The 14,294-nt window shown below is 64.7% G+C and carries 17 protein-coding genes; 7 read left to right on the top strand and 10 right to left on the bottom strand.

The features are described from left to right. Nucleotides 1-126 precede the first annotated feature (126 nt). Together BG90_RS27730 and BG90_RS38125 are read left to right on the top strand one after the other, a co-directional pair. Nucleotides 127-1,329 carry a porin gene (locus BG90_RS27730; protein ID WP_010118431.1) on the top strand — a complete coding sequence of 401 codons (1,203 nt, stop codon included), beginning with the start codon at nucleotides 127-129 and terminating at the stop codon, nucleotides 1,327-1,329. Between the two features lie 275 nt (nucleotides 1,330-1,604). Beyond that, nucleotides 1,605-1,940: a GNAT family N-acetyltransferase gene (locus BG90_RS38125; RefSeq protein WP_081464259.1), complete on the top strand. Its 336-nt coding sequence runs from the start codon at nucleotides 1,605-1,607 to the stop codon at nucleotides 1,938-1,940. A gap of 69 nt (nucleotides 1,941-2,009) precedes the next feature. On the opposite strand, the gene BG90_RS27725 is transcribed toward BG90_RS38125, so the two are convergent. Then, nucleotides 2,010-2,621, bottom strand: coding sequence for a LysE family translocator (locus BG90_RS27725; protein ID WP_010118432.1), 612 nt, complete (start codon nucleotides 2,619-2,621; stop codon nucleotides 2,010-2,012). 171 nt (nucleotides 2,622-2,792) lie between these two features. Between BG90_RS27725 and BG90_RS27720 the strand changes: the two genes are divergently transcribed. Beyond that, nucleotides 2,793-3,269 carry a GNAT family N-acetyltransferase gene (locus tag BG90_RS27720; protein WP_010118433.1) on the top strand — a complete coding sequence of 159 codons (477 nt, stop codon included), beginning with the start codon at nucleotides 2,793-2,795 and terminating at the stop codon, nucleotides 3,267-3,269. A 264-nt stretch (nucleotides 3,270-3,533) separates the two neighbouring features. On the opposite strand, the gene BG90_RS27715 is transcribed toward BG90_RS27720, so the two are convergent. From BG90_RS27715 to BG90_RS27705, 3 genes are all read right to left on the bottom strand, one after another. Then, nucleotides 3,534-4,595: an alkene reductase gene (locus BG90_RS27715; protein WP_010108715.1), complete on the bottom strand. Its 1,062-nt coding sequence runs from the start codon at nucleotides 4,593-4,595 to the stop codon at nucleotides 3,534-3,536. A gap of 50 nt (nucleotides 4,596-4,645) precedes the next feature. After that, on the bottom strand, nucleotides 4,646-4,951 hold the full coding sequence (locus BG90_RS27710) for an ArsR/SmtB family transcription factor (protein WP_010118434.1): 306 nt from the start codon (nucleotides 4,949-4,951) through the stop codon (nucleotides 4,646-4,648). Nucleotides 4,952-5,267: 316 nt separating this feature from the next. Continuing rightward, nucleotides 5,268-5,675 (bottom strand): YXWGXW repeat-containing protein, encoded by a 408-nt coding sequence (locus tag BG90_RS27705; protein ID WP_045568479.1) that lies wholly within the window; start codon nucleotides 5,673-5,675, stop codon nucleotides 5,268-5,270. A gap of 585 nt (nucleotides 5,676-6,260) precedes the next feature. On the opposite strand from BG90_RS27705, the gene omp38 reads away from it, so the two are divergent. After that, nucleotides 6,261-7,385 (top strand): porin Omp38, encoded by a 1,125-nt coding sequence (gene omp38 / locus BG90_RS27700; RefSeq protein WP_010118436.1) that lies wholly within the window; start codon nucleotides 6,261-6,263, stop codon nucleotides 7,383-7,385. Between the two features lie 226 nt (nucleotides 7,386-7,611). Here the strand turns inward: omp38 and BG90_RS27695 are convergent, their stop codons facing one another. Continuing rightward, nucleotides 7,612-8,010, bottom strand: coding sequence for a GreA/GreB family elongation factor (locus tag BG90_RS27695; RefSeq protein WP_010118437.1), 399 nt, complete (start codon nucleotides 8,008-8,010; stop codon nucleotides 7,612-7,614). Nucleotides 8,011-8,525: 515 nt separating this feature from the next. Here BG90_RS27695 and BG90_RS27690 point away from each other — a divergent pair. After that, on the top strand, nucleotides 8,526-8,867 hold the full coding sequence (locus BG90_RS27690) for a DUF4148 domain-containing protein (protein ID WP_010118438.1): 342 nt from the start codon (nucleotides 8,526-8,528) through the stop codon (nucleotides 8,865-8,867). Nucleotides 8,868-9,067: 200 nt separating this feature from the next. Here the strand turns inward: BG90_RS27690 and BG90_RS27685 are convergent, their stop codons facing one another. Beyond that, complete coding sequence (locus BG90_RS27685; protein WP_010118439.1) at nucleotides 9,068-9,532, bottom strand: CBS domain-containing protein; 465 nt, start codon at nucleotides 9,530-9,532, stop codon at nucleotides 9,068-9,070. A gap of 176 nt (nucleotides 9,533-9,708) precedes the next feature. Here BG90_RS27685 and ribA point away from each other — a divergent pair, with 176 nt between their 5' ends. Then, nucleotides 9,709-10,362 carry a GTP cyclohydrolase II gene (gene ribA / locus BG90_RS27680; protein WP_010108726.1) on the top strand — a complete coding sequence of 218 codons (654 nt, stop codon included), beginning with the start codon at nucleotides 9,709-9,711 and terminating at the stop codon, nucleotides 10,360-10,362. Here the strand turns inward: ribA and BG90_RS27675 are convergent. From BG90_RS27675 to BG90_RS27665, 3 genes are all read right to left on the bottom strand, one after another. Beyond that, nucleotides 10,325-11,125 (bottom strand): hypothetical protein, encoded by an 801-nt coding sequence (locus BG90_RS27675; protein ID WP_010118440.1) that lies wholly within the window; start codon nucleotides 11,123-11,125, stop codon nucleotides 10,325-10,327. The two genes, ribA and BG90_RS27675, sit on opposite strands and share 38 nt — an antisense overlap. An 88-nt stretch (nucleotides 11,126-11,213) precedes the next feature. Continuing rightward, nucleotides 11,214-11,825 carry an N-acylhomoserine lactone synthase BspI1 gene (gene bspI1 / locus BG90_RS27670; protein ID WP_010118441.1) on the bottom strand — a complete coding sequence of 204 codons (612 nt, stop codon included), beginning with the start codon at nucleotides 11,823-11,825 and terminating at the stop codon, nucleotides 11,214-11,216. A 208-nt stretch (nucleotides 11,826-12,033) separates the two neighbouring features. Next, nucleotides 12,034-12,477, bottom strand: coding sequence for a DUF4902 domain-containing protein (locus BG90_RS27665; RefSeq protein ID WP_010118442.1), 444 nt, complete (start codon nucleotides 12,475-12,477; stop codon nucleotides 12,034-12,036). 73 nt (nucleotides 12,478-12,550) lie between these two features. Here BG90_RS27665 and bpsR point away from each other — a divergent pair, with 73 nt between their 5' ends. Further along, nucleotides 12,551-13,270 carry an autoinducer-binding transcriptional regulator BpsR gene (gene bpsR / locus BG90_RS27660; protein WP_010118443.1) on the top strand — a complete coding sequence of 240 codons (720 nt, stop codon included), beginning with the start codon at nucleotides 12,551-12,553 and terminating at the stop codon, nucleotides 13,268-13,270. A 14-nt stretch (nucleotides 13,271-13,284) separates the two neighbouring features. Here the strand turns inward: bpsR and BG90_RS27655 are convergent, their stop codons facing one another. After that, nucleotides 13,285-14,001 carry an MgtC/SapB family protein gene (locus BG90_RS27655; RefSeq protein WP_010108732.1) on the bottom strand — a complete coding sequence of 239 codons (717 nt, stop codon included), beginning with the start codon at nucleotides 13,999-14,001 and terminating at the stop codon, nucleotides 13,285-13,287. Nucleotides 14,002-14,294 lie beyond the last annotated feature (293 nt).

The following is a 14,294-nucleotide window of genomic DNA, read 5'->3' as shown; positions in this document are numbered from 1 at the left end:
GCGTCGCTGACGCATTTGCCAATTTGGGATACAGGCCCAAAATTTTCGCTGGATAGAGTTCCTCCACCGCCGCCGATCGAGTCGATCGATTGGCAATCCAAATCAATGACGGGAGGTGGGTGGAACATGAGGATCAGGACCTGGATCGCGGCCGGCGTCGCCGGCGCAGCCGTCGCGCCCGCTTGCGCGCAAAGCAGCGTAACGCTGTACGGCACGGTGGATACCGGCATCATCTATTCGACGAACCAGCAGTTCACGCGCGCGGACGGCAGCGTGAGCGGCGGCCATGCGTGGCAGATGGGCGGCGGGAATCTGGTGCCGTCGCGCTGGGGACTGCAGGGTGCGGAGGCGCTCGGCGGCGGATTGAAGGCCGTGTTCGCGCTCGAGCAGCAGTTCCTGTCGGCGAACGGTCAGGCGCTGCAGGGCGGTGCGGCGTTCAGCCGGCAGGCATGGGTCGGCTTGCGCCATGACGCGTACGGCACGCTCGGCCTCGGACGCCAATACGATTCGTACACCGATACGCTCGGCGCATACGTGTCGAGCAACAGTTGGGCGACGCCGTACGGCTCGCACCTCGGTGACGTCGACAATTTGAATGCGGCGTTCAACTTCAACAACGCGGTCAAGTTCACGAGCGCCGATTTCCACGGACTGACGTTCGGCGGGACGTTCAGCTTCGGCGGCCAAGCGGGGGATTTCTCGGCGCGTCGCGGCTATTCGGTCGCCGTCGCATACAATCGCGCGCCGGTCTCGTTCGGCATCGGCTATTTGAATCTGCGGCAGCCGCTCGATGCGGCGCTCGGCGGCGCGAGCGGATACATCGGCGATTTCGCGTGCAGCAATGCGGGCGCGATGTACTGCCTGCTGCAGGATGCGGCGTCAATGAAGGCGTTCGGCGTCGGCGGCTCGATCGCGTTCGGCGACGCGACCGTCGCGCTGACCTACACGCACACCCGTCTCGACGACAGCGCATATTTCGCGACTTCGGCGCATCCGCAGCGGGCGTCGATCGCATTCGACATCGCCGAGCTGAACGCGACGTACGCGTTCACGCCGATGCTGCGCGCGGGCGTCGCGTATATCTTCAACAACGCGAAGACGGATAGCCGAGGGACGACGCGCTTTCACCAACTGAACGTCGGTGCGAATTACAGTCTGTCGAAGCGGACCGCGCTCTATGCGGTCGCGATCGGTCAGATCGCATCGGGGCGAGGGCTCGGCACCGATGCGAACGGCGCTCCCGCGAACTACGCGCAGATTCCCGTGCTCGCGAACAGCAATTCGAATCGGCAACTCGCGGTGATGGCGGGGATGAAGGTCGATTTCTGACGGGACAAGTACTCGGGGAGCCGTGTTTCAGGAGCGAAGACGCTCTCTGTTCCGACGCGAACCGGATGACGAGCGTCGCGTGGCGCTACCTTGGGGTTTGGTGCGGCAACAAGCGATTGCGCGTCGTCAGCCGGGGCCGTCAATGAACGGGACGACTCGCATGCCGAGACAAGTTGGTCCTCGCGACGTGCAGGCGATTCGCACGCCGACGCGGGCGGCATGGGCGAAATGGGTGCCGGTAATCGGCCGCGAGCCCAAGCTGACGGCGGTGCGCCATGTGGGCGCGGTGCGGGAATCACCTCGCCTACGTCATGGACGTCGACGAGATTCCTGCCGCGCTGACCGAACCGGCACTCAACGACGACTATGCGCTGATAGAGAGAGTGGCGGTTCGGCCAGCGCATCAAAGGCGGGGCCTGGCTCGCCGATTGCTGGATCAAGCGGAACTGGTGGCATCGTCAAGCGGCCGGCGGAGATCCGGCAGATCCGGCTATACACGAACGGGCGGTTCACGCGGGACGTCGAGATGCACGTCAGGCTCGGCTATCGGATGGATTGCGAAAGAGCATTCAAAGGCGGAGCATTCCGTGCACTTCTCCAAGCGGGTCTGATGCCGATGCGCCGCGCCGAGATGCCGTCGCCGCGGACTGCCGCGCAACTGCGCGGCCTTTGCCGTGAAGCTAGCGCGCCGCGATCGCGACCGCGGCGCCCGCCATCGCGGCCGCGCTCGTGCGATTGGCCGCCTTCGCCGCTCGACGGCTCGTCGACAGTTTGCGGGCGCGCGTCGCGAGCAATGCCCATGCGCAATCGATCGCGATCAATACGGTCAGCAAAGTCAGCGTCAACTCGAGCCACGCGACGGCGCCGACATGTGACAGGTCGACCATCGTCGGCAGCAGCGCGACGTAGAAAATCATGATTTTCGGGTTGCCCAGCGTGACCGCGAGACCGGCCAGAAACATGCGCAACGGCGATTGTCCACTCGGAAGCGCGTCGGTTTGCACGTCGGACGGCGCGAACCACATCTTCCACGCGAGGAACAACAAATAAGCGATGCCGATGAACTTCAGCACGAGAAAGCCGACCGCGAACGTGCGCGCGACCACGGCAAGCCCGGCCACCGCGCACGTGAGCCAGATCACTTCGCCGAGCCACATCGCCGCCAGGAACGGCAAGACGTCGCGAAACCCGTTCGTCAGCACGCGGGCAACCAGTGCGGCGATGCTCGGGCCAGGCGAGCCGGCTGCGATCAGCAGTGCGGCGGCGAATACGGCCAGGCTGGACAGCGACATATCGAATCTCCCGGTGCAATGCGCGATGGCGATAGGTGCGAGGAATTGACTATAGTGACGCGACTCGAATCCGATCGACTCCTTAGCCATTCGACAATGATCAAGCCCCACTCCGCCACGCAACGAACTCCGATCCGCATCCGTGCCGCGCGCGCGGACGAAGCCCCGCTGATGGCCGGCATCGAAGCCGCCGCCGCGCGGCGTTTCGATGATGTCGGCATGCCGCACATCGCGTCGAGTCCGCCGACCGGCCTCGCCGATCTGCGCGCGCGCATCGACGCCGGCCGCGCGCTCGTCGCCGTCGATGCCGGCGAGCGCGTCGTCGGCTTTGCGATATACCGGGTGCTCGACGCGTCGCGTCTCTATCTTGAGGAGGTGGACGTGGCGCCCGAGCATGCGGGACGGCGAATCGGCTCCGCGCTGATCGACGCCGTCGCGGGGCGCGCTCGCACGGCGGGCGCGCGGCAGATCGTGCTCTCGACCTTCCGGCATGTGCCGTGGAACGCGCCGTATTACCGCAGCCTCGGCTTCGTCGATCTCGACGACGACACGCTCGATCTCGCTCTGACCGCGGTACGCGCGGCGCACGTCGCGCACGGGCTCGACGAATCGCAGCGCGTGTTCATGAGTCGCTCGCTCGACAACTAGCCGATCGGCGTCGCCGTTGGCGGCGAATGCGCGACATTCATCGGGCTGACGACGCTTGATGGCTGAACTCAGAACTCAGAACTCAGAACTCAGAACTCAGAACTCAGAACTCAGAACTCAGAACTCAGAACTCAGAACTCAGAACTCAGAACTCAGAACTCAGAACTCAGAACTCAGAACTCAGAGCCCCGAACCCCGAACCCCGAACCCCGAACCCCGAACCCCGAACCGCCCACGACCAGGCGGCCCGTTCCCGAGACAGTCTCACGCCGCGCTTTCCAGCGCCGGATAGTCCGTATATCCCGTTTCGCCTTCGGAGTAAAAAGTCGCGGAGTTCGGCTGGTTGAGCGGCGCATTCAGCTCGAAGCGGCGCGGCAGATCCGGATTCGCAATGAAGAGCTTGCCCCACGCGACCGCGTCCGCGCGTCCGGTTTCGAGCGCCGCCTGCGCACTTTCGAGCGTGAAGTTCTCGTTCGCGATGAACGGTCCGCCGAACGCTGCCTTCAACTGCGGGCTGAGGGAATCGCCGCCGAACGATTCGCGCGCGAACAGGAATGCGATGTTGCGGCGTCCGAGCGCTTGCGCGACGTAGCCGAACGTCGCGGCGGGGGTTGAATCGCCCATCGTGTGCGAATCGCCGCGCGGCGCCAGATGCACGCCGACGCGCGCCGCGCCCCAGACGTCGATCGCCTCGTCGACCACTTCGAGCAGCAGGCGCGCGCGATTCTCGATCGAGCCGCCGTACGCATCGGTGCGGCGGTTCGAGCCGTCCTGCAGGAACTGATCGAGCAGATAGCCGTTCGCGCCATGCACTTCGACGCCGTCGAAACCGGCTGCGCGCGCGTTCTCGGCGCCACGGCGGAACGCGGCGACGACGCCCGGGATCTCGTCGAGCTCGAGCGCGCGCGGCGTCACGTAGGGCCGCTGCGGGCGCACGAGGCTCACGTGGCCGCCGGGCGCGATCGCGCTCGGGGCGACGGGCAGCGCGCCGTCGAGGAAGACCGGGTCGGACACGCGGCCGACGTGCCAGAGCTGCAGGAAGATGCGGCCGCCGGCCGCATGGACGGCATCCGTCACGAGCCGCCAGCCCGCGACCTGTTCCGGCGACCAGATGCCGGGCGTGCTCGCGTAGCCGACGCCCTGCGGCGTGACCGACGTCGCCTCGCTGATGATGAGCCCCGCCGACGCGCGCGCCGCGTAATAGCGCGCCATCAGCGCGTTGGGAATGCGCGTGTCGCCGGCGCGGGCGCGGGTCAGCGGCGCCATGATGATGCGGTTCGGGAGCGTCAGGTCGCCGATGGTCAGCGGATCGAACAGAGAAGGCATGAGGAGACCTCTTCGAGTGTGGCTAAGCCCTTGCGGCGAATGGGCGGATGTCAAAGGCCGCGATGCAGCGAATCGAGAAACGCTTGAATCACCGCGTCGTTGCGCTTGAAGAACGCCCATTGGCCGACGCGGGTCGACGTGACGAGTCCGGCGCGCTCGAGCGTCGCGAGATGCGCGGACACGGTCGATTGCGACAGTCCGCACAGCGCGTCGATCTGGCCCGCGCAGACGCCGTGCGAAAACGACCCCGCGTGCGATGCGCAGAAGTGCTTGTCCGGCTCCTTCAGCCACGCGAGGATTGCGCGGCGGACGGGGCTGGCGAGCGCTTTGTGGATTGCGTCGACGTCGATGTTCATGGACAAGGCGGTGAAATCGTGCGAATCAAATCGTGCGAATCGTCAGTTTCCGAAGCTTATATCGGCCAATTGCGATATAAACAGCAACACTCTATTGACTAGGGGCGATGGAAACTTGCAATCGACGCGATAGCGGCCGGGGCCGCGTGGCGACGGGCGGCGGGCTGCCTTCCGCGGGCGCGCTCGTACGATCGCCGGATGAACCGGAACCGTGCGCCGGGCGGCGAGCACGCGCGCGGCTCGTCGAAAATCTCGGGTTGGCGTCTGCCGCGCGCAACACGCTTCGCGGAAGGCAGCCGTGCGCTCCGGACCGCGCTCAATTCCAGCGCCCATCGATATAGATCCACGTTCCTCCCCGCTGCTGCCAATAGCCCGGCACCCAGCGATGGCCGGGGCGCTGCGCGACCCAGCGGCCCGGGATCCACACGTACCGGCCGCCGCGCCAGCCCCAGTAGCCGTTTGTCCACACATAGCCGCGCGGGCGCGGGGGCGCGGGACGACGTTCGTGTCGAAGCGGCGGGGGCGGCTGGTTCGGACGGCCGGGATACGGCGGCCGGGCGGGCCGCGGCTGCATCGGCGGGCGGTAATCGGGCGGCCGATAGCCGGGCGGCGACTGCGGCGGTCCGGGCGGCTGCTGAGCGGTCGCGGCGGCGCCGAAGCCGAGGCCGCCGGCAAGCGCGGTGCCGGCGAGCGAGAGCGTGCGAAGAAAATGGCGTCGATTCATGGTAGCTCCGTTAGTGAACCGGATGCGGCGCGAGCCAAAGCGGCGCCGCAGATTCGACCCTAACGCGTCGCGCGCCGTCTATCGTTACGAATCCTGTAACGGCTGTTACGGTGCTCGATGGCCGCGCGGAACGGAAAATCATCCGAACCTATTGATGTCTGCTTGTCGATAGCCTTTCTTTCCGCTGACGGCGATTGCGTTAAAACGAGTAAAAAATACCGATCTCGTTAATTCGGCGCGTAGACGTTTGTTGTTTATACGCAACCGTCAAGACGCTGACACAGAAGAATGCTCGTACCGACCCCGCCAAAAAGACGGTGTCAAGAGGTCAAAAACGGCATACAAAACAAATACTTATAAGAGAATGGCATTTCTATTATTTCTAGTTCTGGAAAAGCTTATTTCTTTATTCGCGAATGGCGGCCCTAGGGTACACCCCTAAACTCACGGTTCCCATAACGGGCAACCATCCGGGCGCGGCCATGCAGGTAGTTTCGCAAGCCGATGTGGCGCTTCCGGGCGGTTGCAGACCGTTTATCGAAACGAGGTCGCAAGGCCTACCTTTTTAAAAAGGGAGCTCCACGCATGAACAAGACTCTGATTGTTGCAGCAGTTGCTGCATCGTTCGCCACCGTCGCACACGCACAAAGCAGCGTCACGCTGTACGGCGTGCTCGACGCAGGCATCACGTACCAAAGCAACGTCGCGACGCCGTCGGGCTCGGGCAAGTCGCTGTGGTCGGTTGGCTCGGGCGTCGACCAAAGCCGCTTCGGTCTGCGCGGTTCGGAAGACCTCGGTGGCGGCCTGAAGGCGATCTTCACGTTGGAAAGCGGCTTCAACATCGGTAACGGCCGCTTCAACAACGGTGGCGGCATGTTCAACCGTCAAGCGTTCGTCGGCCTGTCGAGCAACTACGGCACCGTCACGCTGGGCCGTCAGTACGACGCAACCCAAGACTACCTGTCGCCGCTGTCGGCAACGGGCACCTGGGGCGGCACGTACTTCGCGCACCCGCTCAACAACGACCGCCTGAACACGAACGGCGACGTTGCGGTGAACAACACGATCAAGTTCACGAGCGCGAACTACGCCGGCCTGCAATTCGGCGGCACGTACTCGTTCTCGAACAACTCGCAGTTCGCGAACAACCGTGCTTACAGCGCGGGCGCTTCGTATCAGTTCCAAGGCCTGAAGATCGGTGCTGCGTACTCGCAAGCTAACAATGCGGGCGCGAACAACGTCGGCGCAACGGATCCGCTGACCGGCTTCAACATCGGCGGCTCGAACGTGGCGAGCATCCAAGGCCGTTCGCGCGTGTACGGCGCCGGCGCAAGCTACGCATACGGCCCGCTGCAAGGTGGCCTGCTGTGGACGCAATCGCGTCTCGACAACCTGGCAAACGGCGCGGCAACCGTGCGTGCGGACAACTACGAAGCCAACGTGAAGTACAACCTGACGCCGGCTCTGGGTCTGGGTGCTGCATACACGTACACGAACGCCAAGGTGAATGGCGAAAGCGCGCACTGGAACCAAATCGGCGTTCAAGCCGACTACGCTCTGTCGAAGCGCACCGACGTGTACGCACAGGCTGTGTACCAGCGTTCGTCGAAGAACGCGAACGCGTCGATCTACAACGGCGATCTCAACACGCCGTTCAGCACGTCGATCAACCAAACCGCTGCAACGGTTGGTCTGCGTCACCGCTTCTAAGGGTGACGGCTGGCTTGTCCAGTCTCGAAAAGGCGCCTTCGGGCGCCTTTTTTCATGCGCTGCGTCGATGTCGAGCGTGTTACGTGGAAACAAAAAAGCGAGGATTGCGTACGCATCCTCGCTTTTTTCTTGATCATCCGGTGTCGGGGGCGGCACGGGTTCACCGGCGTTCGCCTACAAGGCCGGCGGCGCTCCGGCAACCGTGGGGCGCCCGGGGGCTGCCGGTTCAGTGCGTGTAATCGCCGCTCGCTTCGGGCTGGTAGACGATCTCGGCGATTTTCAGCGTCGCGTCCGCGCCGCCCGGCAGGGTGACCTTCACCTGCTCGCCGCAGCGCGCGCCGAGGAGCGCCATGCCGACCGGCGAAAATACGTTCAACCGGCCTTGCTCGAAATTGGCCGCGTCCGGATAGACGATGGTCCAGGCCATGTCCTGGCCGGCGGTCTCGTCGATCAGCTTGATCTGCGAGTTCATCGTGACGACGTTCGCCTGAATCTTGTTAGGTTCGACAATATCCGCGCGCTCGAGCAGCGTATCGAGCATTTCCTGGTAGCGCGGGTTGCGTTCCGCGTGCCTTTCGAGGCGCGCAACGTCGAGTTCGGTGAGCTGGTAAATCCTGTTTTTCATGACAGTCTCCAAATGATCGGCTTGGGTGGCATGGCCAACCTGCGGGATCGCCCGGAGCCTGGTTGACGCGGCTCCGGGATTGGGGCTGCTGTCAGGTCAAGCGCCGGGCCGCGGCGAGCGGCGCCGCAAGCGTGCTTCGAAGGAGGGAGCGCATCGCGACGGCGGCCACGGCCGTGCGCGAACCGCGTGGGCGGCGCGCAAAGCAAGCGTGGAAGATCGGTGTGCGCATGATCGGGGGCGATGAAGCAACGGATGAGGCAAACTTTACAAATATACAACAAAACGACAGATCAGACAGCCTGCAGGCCGTTCCGCCGGGCTGCTGCCTATTGTTGCCGATATGATGCTTTTAACGACCTTTCGATCGTGATACAGCCGGCAATTCTTGTCATTGGCGCAACGCTGTATGTCCGAACTAGGGGTTTCCCCGCGTTGTGCCGGTGACTAGACTGGAATCAATCGCTTACGGCAACGGTGCCTGGAGCGACGCAAATACAACATTCCGGAGGTTAATCATGAAATCGTTCGTTTATGCAGCCGTCGCCGCTTCGATCCTCGCCGCGCCGCTCGTTTCGTTCGCGCAAGCCGACCAGCAGCAGCCGCTGACCCGCGAGCAAGTGAAGTCCGAACTCGTCCAGCTCGAGCAGAACGGCTACAAGCCCGAATCCGGCGAAACCCAGTACCCGACGAACGTCCAGGCTGCGTCGCAACGCATGCAACCTGCACAGCAGACGCTTACGCACGCTGACACGAGCGGCTATGGCGTACAGCCGACCGGCGCGTCGGAATCCGGCGGCCGTGCGAGCATGTCGCCGACGTCGCCGTCGTTCGGCCATTCGGTCTACTTCGGCAACTGAGGCGATCGGGCCGAATTCGCGCACGGCGGTGCCGGGCGCCCGTCAGCAAACGTGAAGAGGTCGATTCTATAAACCGCGAGCCGGCATGATGCCGCCGGGTTCGCGATACAGGAGCCGAACCTCCGTCGCCGCATTCCGGCGGCTTTGCCCAGACGCGCAGCGTTTGGGCATTTTTTGATGGACGCCGCGGCGGCGCGTGCTTACTGCGAATGCACGGCGGCAGGAATCCCGTGAATGTAATGCTCCAATTGATCGATCGTGAACTGCTGGTCGGCAATCACGCTCTTCACGAGATCGCCGATCGACACGAGACCGATGAGCCTGCCGTCGTCGAGGACGGGCAAGTGGCGCATCCGGTGCTCCGTCATCAGCGCCATGCATTCGTCGCTCGTTTGCGTCGGTTCGACGTAGCGCACCTTCGACGTCATGATTTCCTCGACGCGCGTCGCTTTCGACGAGCGGTCGAGGAGTACCACCTTGCGTGCGTAGTCGCGTTCCGTCACGATGCCGGCAATGTCCGCGCCGTCCATCACGAGCAGGGCGCCGATGCTCTTTTCAGCCATCAGCTTGATCGCGTTGTAGACGGAATCGGACTTTTCGATCGTGTGAATCGTGCGTCCCGAATCGGGCTTGGACCTGAGAATATGTGCGACCGTGAGGCTCATACGCTGTCTCCCTTGGCTGGGCGATTCGCGGAAGGCGGCGCGCGGCCGCCGCGTCGGGTGAAGCGTTCAGTATAAATCCGTGTCCGCGGGCGGGTGCGTCCAGTTTGCAGATTAGCGGTAAACTCCGTGCACTCGCCATCCAGAACATTCCTTAATTCTTTCGTTTGATGCATTCCATGATGTCTTCGCGTCCTGAATCGCCGCATCCTGACGACGGCGCCGCGCCCGAGTGCGTGACGCTCGTCGCCACGGCGACGCTTCCCACCCGCTACGGCATTTTCACGTCGTATGCGTTTCGCGTCGCGGGCGGCGATGCCGAGCACCTCGCGCTCGTGATGGGCGACGTCGCCGAGCAGCGGTCGGTGCTGACGCGGCTTCATTCCGAATGCCTGACGGGCGACGTGTTCGGCTCGTATCGATGCGATTGCGGCGAGCAGCTCGATCTCGCGTTGCGCTACATCGCCGCCGAGGGGCGCGGCGTGCTGCTGTATCTACGCGGGCACGAAGGCCGCGGAATCGGCCTGAGCAACAAGATCCGCGCGTACGCGCTGCAGGAGCAGGGGCGCGACACCGTCGAGGCGAACCTCGACCTCGGCCTGCCGGACGACGCGCGCGAGTACGATTCCGCCGCCGCGATCCTGAGGATCCTGAAGGTCACGTCGGTCCGGTTGATGAGCAACAATCCGAAGAAGTTCGACACCCTCGTGCGGCATGGCATCCCGGTCTGCGAGCGCGTCGCGCTCGCGGTGCCGGTGCGTGAGGAGAACGAGCGCTACATCCGCACGAAGCAGCTCAAGTTCGGCCACTATTACTTCGACGAAAACGAGTAGACCGCGCCGCACGGCGCGGCTTGCGCGCGCCGAAGCGCTGCTCGGCGATCGGCAGATCGAAGCGGAGGCGCACTTCGGCTGCGATCCAGTCGCATGTCTGCCGTGCGCAGTCGGTGAGCATTCGGCGGTCCGCGTGGCCGTCGATGTCGTAGACGAAGCGCACGTCGACCTCGTCGCCCGTCAGATGCCGCTCGAGCTCGTTCAGATGCAGCCGGGGCGACAGGCCTTGCGCGAGCGCGCGCAATTCGTCGAAGTGGTATTCGAGCCAATCGGCGAAAAAGAGCGCGTCGCCGCGGTCCGTGAGGCGGAACGCGGCGCTTCGCGTCACACGCATGCAGGCTCCGACCCCAATCGCGGGCTGGGCGCACGATTCATCGAGCTTCGCGGCGCCGTTCCGGTGTGCCGGCGCCGCCGCGCGGCGGTCGGGCGCGCGTTGCGCGAGCGGTGCGTCCGCACGCCGGCAGCGCTTGCGCAGCGCATGCCAGAGAAGCGCGTCGCCGTTCGCGGCCGACGGCTGCATCGTCAGGTCGTGCGCGCCGCCGTCGCATGGCGCGACTTCGCGGATCACGAGCCGCAGCGTGCACAGCGGCTCGTTGTCGAGGTACAGCGTCGCCGAGCGAGGCAGTCCGCAGACGGGCGGCATCGCGCCCCGCGCGCGGAACACGAGCCCTTGTCGGTCGAGCCGCACGAGCGGCAGACGCTCGGCGAACGACGGGTACGCGACGGCAATGCGGGTTTCGCCGGCATCGAACGTGGGGAGCATCGCGCGAAATACCGATGAATGGTCCACGGGGTACTTACCTCCTTGAATGATGAACGGCACGGTTCCGAGGACCGTCGATCGGGCGCGCTCAAGCCGCTTCGGCGCGCGGCGCGCACAGCTCCGGGTCGAGGCCGAGCGCGGCGAGCGTCTGGCTGTCGAGATCGATCCAGCATGCGACCACCATGCGCCCGTCGATCTGCTGCGCAGGCCCCGCCCGGTGCGCGTGCACGCCGATCCGGCGGAACAGGCGCTCCATGCTGAGGAACGTCACGCCGATCAACTGCTTCGCGCCGAGCCGCACCGCGCACTCGACGACGGCCGCGAGCATCGGCCGCACCGCCCAGGCCGGATTGCCGCCGCCGGTCGGATCTTCGGCGTTCGCGGCGAAGCGCGACAGCTCCCAGACGGTGGCCGACTGCGGCAGCGGCATGTCGTCCGCGACCAGGGTCGGGAACAGCTCCTCCAGCAGGTACGGGCGGGTCGTCGGCAGCAGCCGGGCACAACCGCAGATTTCCCCGTCGTCGTCGCGGGCGACCACGTAGACGGTATCGTCGCGATCGTACTGATCCCGCTCGAACCCTTCGCTTGCCGACGGCAACTTCCAGCCGAGCTGCTCGACGAAAACGCGGTGCCGATAAAGGCCCAGATCAGCCGCCAAGTCGCTCGGCAGGCGCCCATCGCCATGAACGAAAGTTCGCATGGTGTCGTCCTCGTGCGTGTGCTTTGGAATGGGCGCATTACATCGCGCGCTCCGAGGACAGGTAACTGTTAACCCTTACAGGGTCGGGAAAGCGGGGCGGGCTGGGGGAGGCGGGGCGGATTCGTCAGTGTCGGACTGCAAAGATTCGATAATTCGCTTGTCAATCCGCAACGTTCGAGGAAAATTGGACAATATGCACTGACGCGAATCACTGCAGGGTGGGACCTGCGTAAGAAAAATCGCCGCGACGAAGCATCGCAGCGGCGACGGCCGCCGGCCAGTTCAACCGGGCGAGCCGGCGCGACAGCGCGGCTGACGTCGGGTCCATCCCGATGTCGACGCCGTCGCTGTCGATGCCCATCACGTTGCTGCGCACGTCGCCCCATGCGATGACGAATGCGCCCGTGACGCCGTCGATGTACCAGTCCCAGCCGATCGTGAGGTGCACTGCGCCTGCGCTCGACGGCCGCTCCCATTCGGTGTAGCCGGCGAGGCGGGCGTCGACCTCGCTCGCGCGCAGTTCGACGAGCAATCCGGAATCGATTCCGGACGATACGTGGACGAGCTGCAGTTCGGCGAGCGCGTGCAAGGGCAGGCGCACATAGCCGTCGGTGGATGGGCCGCGAAAGCGGTGGAGCAATGGTGAATTCATGCCGCGGAATGTATCAGTCCGCGCGCGTGCTGAAACCTAGCAAGTATGACAGCGTGAAGCTGCTGGAGAACGAATGGAACTGCGCTGGCAAGATGCCTATCTTCAATTTAGCGCCGCAGAGAACGAGCAGCAGCTCTTCCGACAAATCGCCGCGTATTCGAAGCGGCTCGGCTTCGAATATTGCTGCTATGGCATACGCGTGCCGCTGCCGATTTCAAAGCCGGCCGTCGCGATCTTCGATACCTATCCGAACGGCTGGATGGAGCGCTATCAGGAGATGAACTACCTGGAGGTCGATCCGACCGTGCGCGACGGCGCGCTCAGCACGAACATGATCGTCTGGCCCGAAGCAAGCCGCAGCGACGGGACGACGCTGTGGAACGACGCGCGCGATCACGGGCTCGCCGTCGGGGTCGCGCAGTCGAGCTGGGCGCCGCGCGGGGTGTTCGGGCTCCTGACGATCGCACGGCACACGGATCGGCTGACGTCCGCCGAGATCAATCAGCTGACGCTGCAGGCGAACTGGCTCGCGAACATGTCGCATTCGCTGATGAGCCGCTTCCTCGTGCCGAAGCTCGCGCCCGAGTCGGGTGTGGCGCTCACGCATCGCGAGCGCGAAGTGCTGTGCTGGACGGGCGAAGGCAAGACGGCGTGCGAAATCGGCCAGATCCTGAGCATCTCCGAGCGCACCGTGAACTTCCACGTGAACAACATCCTCGACAAGCTCGGCGCGACGAACAAGGTGCAGGCCGTCGTGAAGGCGATCGCGATGGGGCTGATCGAGACGCCGTGAGCGCGCGGCGGCGGTCACTCCATCAACGGTTCGGCCTCCTTCGCAGTCCAGCTCACGCTCGAGATGCTCTTTTCCATGCTCATCCGGCTCGCGATCTGCTCGAGCTTCTGCTGATCCTTCGGATGCAGCTTGAGGGTCGCCGTCACCTTGATGCGCTCGGGCGCGTCGGACTCGCGCGGCACGTCCTCGCTCGTCAGGCTCTGGAAAGACAGCGGCTTCGCATACATCGAGTTCGACAGCAGCGTCCGGATGTGCACTTCGTCCGATGCGAGGCAGATCGCCGTGATCTGGTATTCGCGCACGAGATCGGCGTTCGACACCGGCGTCGCGTTGATCGCCTGGCTCACGCCGCGCAGCAGCGTGTTCGTCAGAAGCACGACGCCCGTGCCCGCGAGCGCGGGCAGGAAGTGGCCGGCGCCCGACAGCACGCCGACCGCGGCGGAGCACCAGAGGGTCGCCGCGGTGTTGATGCCCTGGATCGAGCCTTTGTCGCGCATGATGACGCCGCCGCCGAGAAAGCCGACGCCGGAGACGACGTACGCGGCGATTTGCGTGACGCCGGGAATTCCGTTGCCCGTCAGGACGCCGAGCGTGACGAAAAGACACGCGCCGCTCGCGACGAGCGTGATCGTGCGCAGGCCGGCCGTGCGCTGGCGGATCTGCCGTTCTAGGCCGATGGCGACCCCGCAGGCGAACGCGGTGAAAAGGCGAAGTGCGAATTCGAAAGTCATTGGTGTTTTGCCATGCCTTGTGCGCCGGGCGCGATGCGGCGCGGCGGCGCGAGCGGCCCTCGTGGGCGCGCGTGCGTTACTGCGTCGCCCGCCACTTTAGCGCGCGAATGAATGCGATTGTGTGAAACGGGGAATCGCACGCGTTCCGGTGAACGCGCGCGGCGCGCGGATCGGCGCGGCAGGCAGGCGTTCAGACGGAGCGGCGTGCGGACGTTGTGCTGCTACTGTCCACGACGGTTCCTGAAAGAATGGATGGCCGGCATTCTAGGCGCGACCCGTCGAGAGAGTCAACC

The sequence above is a fragment of the Burkholderia oklahomensis C6786 genome, assembly GCF_000959365.1.
Taxonomy (GTDB): Bacteria; Pseudomonadota; Gammaproteobacteria; order Burkholderiales; family Burkholderiaceae; genus Burkholderia; species Burkholderia oklahomensis.
The sequence above is the reverse complement of the archived record's forward strand: the minus strand, read 5'-3'. Positions and strand labels throughout refer to the sequence as shown.

What these genes read in the sequence shown, in the direction of transcription:
- BG90_RS27730 (WP_010118431.1), top strand. Translation starts at nt 127, where the DNA reads ATGAGGATCAGGACCTGGATCGCGGCCGGCGTCGCCGGCGCAGCCGTC.
- BG90_RS38125 (WP_081464259.1), top strand. Translation starts at nt 1,605, where the DNA reads ATGTGGGCGCGGTGCGGGAATCACCTCGCCTACGTCATGGACGTCGAC.
- BG90_RS27725 (WP_010118432.1), bottom strand. Translation starts at nt 2,621, where the DNA reads ATGTCGCTGTCCAGCCTGGCCGTATTCGCCGCCGCACTGCTGATCGCA.
- BG90_RS27720 (WP_010118433.1), top strand. Translation starts at nt 2,793, where the DNA reads ATGGCCGGCATCGAAGCCGCCGCCGCGCGGCGTTTCGATGATGTCGGC.
- BG90_RS27715 (WP_010108715.1), bottom strand. Translation starts at nt 4,595, where the DNA reads ATGCCTTCTCTGTTCGATCCGCTGACCATCGGCGACCTGACGCTCCCG.
- BG90_RS27710 (WP_010118434.1), bottom strand. Translation starts at nt 4,951, where the DNA reads ATGAACATCGACGTCGACGCAATCCACAAAGCGCTCGCCAGCCCCGTC.
- BG90_RS27705 (WP_045568479.1), bottom strand. Translation starts at nt 5,675, where the DNA reads ATGAATCGACGCCATTTTCTTCGCACGCTCTCGCTCGCCGGCACCGCG.
- omp38 (WP_010118436.1), top strand. Translation starts at nt 6,261, where the DNA reads ATGAACAAGACTCTGATTGTTGCAGCAGTTGCTGCATCGTTCGCCACC.
- BG90_RS27695 (WP_010118437.1), bottom strand. Translation starts at nt 8,010, where the DNA reads ATGAAAAACAGGATTTACCAGCTCACCGAACTCGACGTTGCGCGCCTC.
- BG90_RS27690 (WP_010118438.1), top strand. Translation starts at nt 8,526, where the DNA reads ATGAAATCGTTCGTTTATGCAGCCGTCGCCGCTTCGATCCTCGCCGCG.
- BG90_RS27685 (WP_010118439.1), bottom strand. Translation starts at nt 9,532, where the DNA reads ATGAGCCTCACGGTCGCACATATTCTCAGGTCCAAGCCCGATTCGGGA.
- ribA (WP_010108726.1), top strand. Translation starts at nt 9,709, where the DNA reads ATGATGTCTTCGCGTCCTGAATCGCCGCATCCTGACGACGGCGCCGCG.
- BG90_RS27675 (WP_010118440.1), bottom strand. Translation starts at nt 11,125, where the DNA reads ATGCTCCCCACGTTCGATGCCGGCGAAACCCGCATTGCCGTCGCGTAC.
- bspI1 (WP_010118441.1), bottom strand. Translation starts at nt 11,825, where the DNA reads ATGCGAACTTTCGTTCATGGCGATGGGCGCCTGCCGAGCGACTTGGCG.
- BG90_RS27665 (WP_010118442.1), bottom strand. Translation starts at nt 12,477, where the DNA reads ATGAATTCACCATTGCTCCACCGCTTTCGCGGCCCATCCACCGACGGC.
- bpsR (WP_010118443.1), top strand. Translation starts at nt 12,551, where the DNA reads ATGGAACTGCGCTGGCAAGATGCCTATCTTCAATTTAGCGCCGCAGAG.
- BG90_RS27655 (WP_010108732.1), bottom strand. Translation starts at nt 14,001, where the DNA reads ATGACTTTCGAATTCGCACTTCGCCTTTTCACCGCGTTCGCCTGCGGG.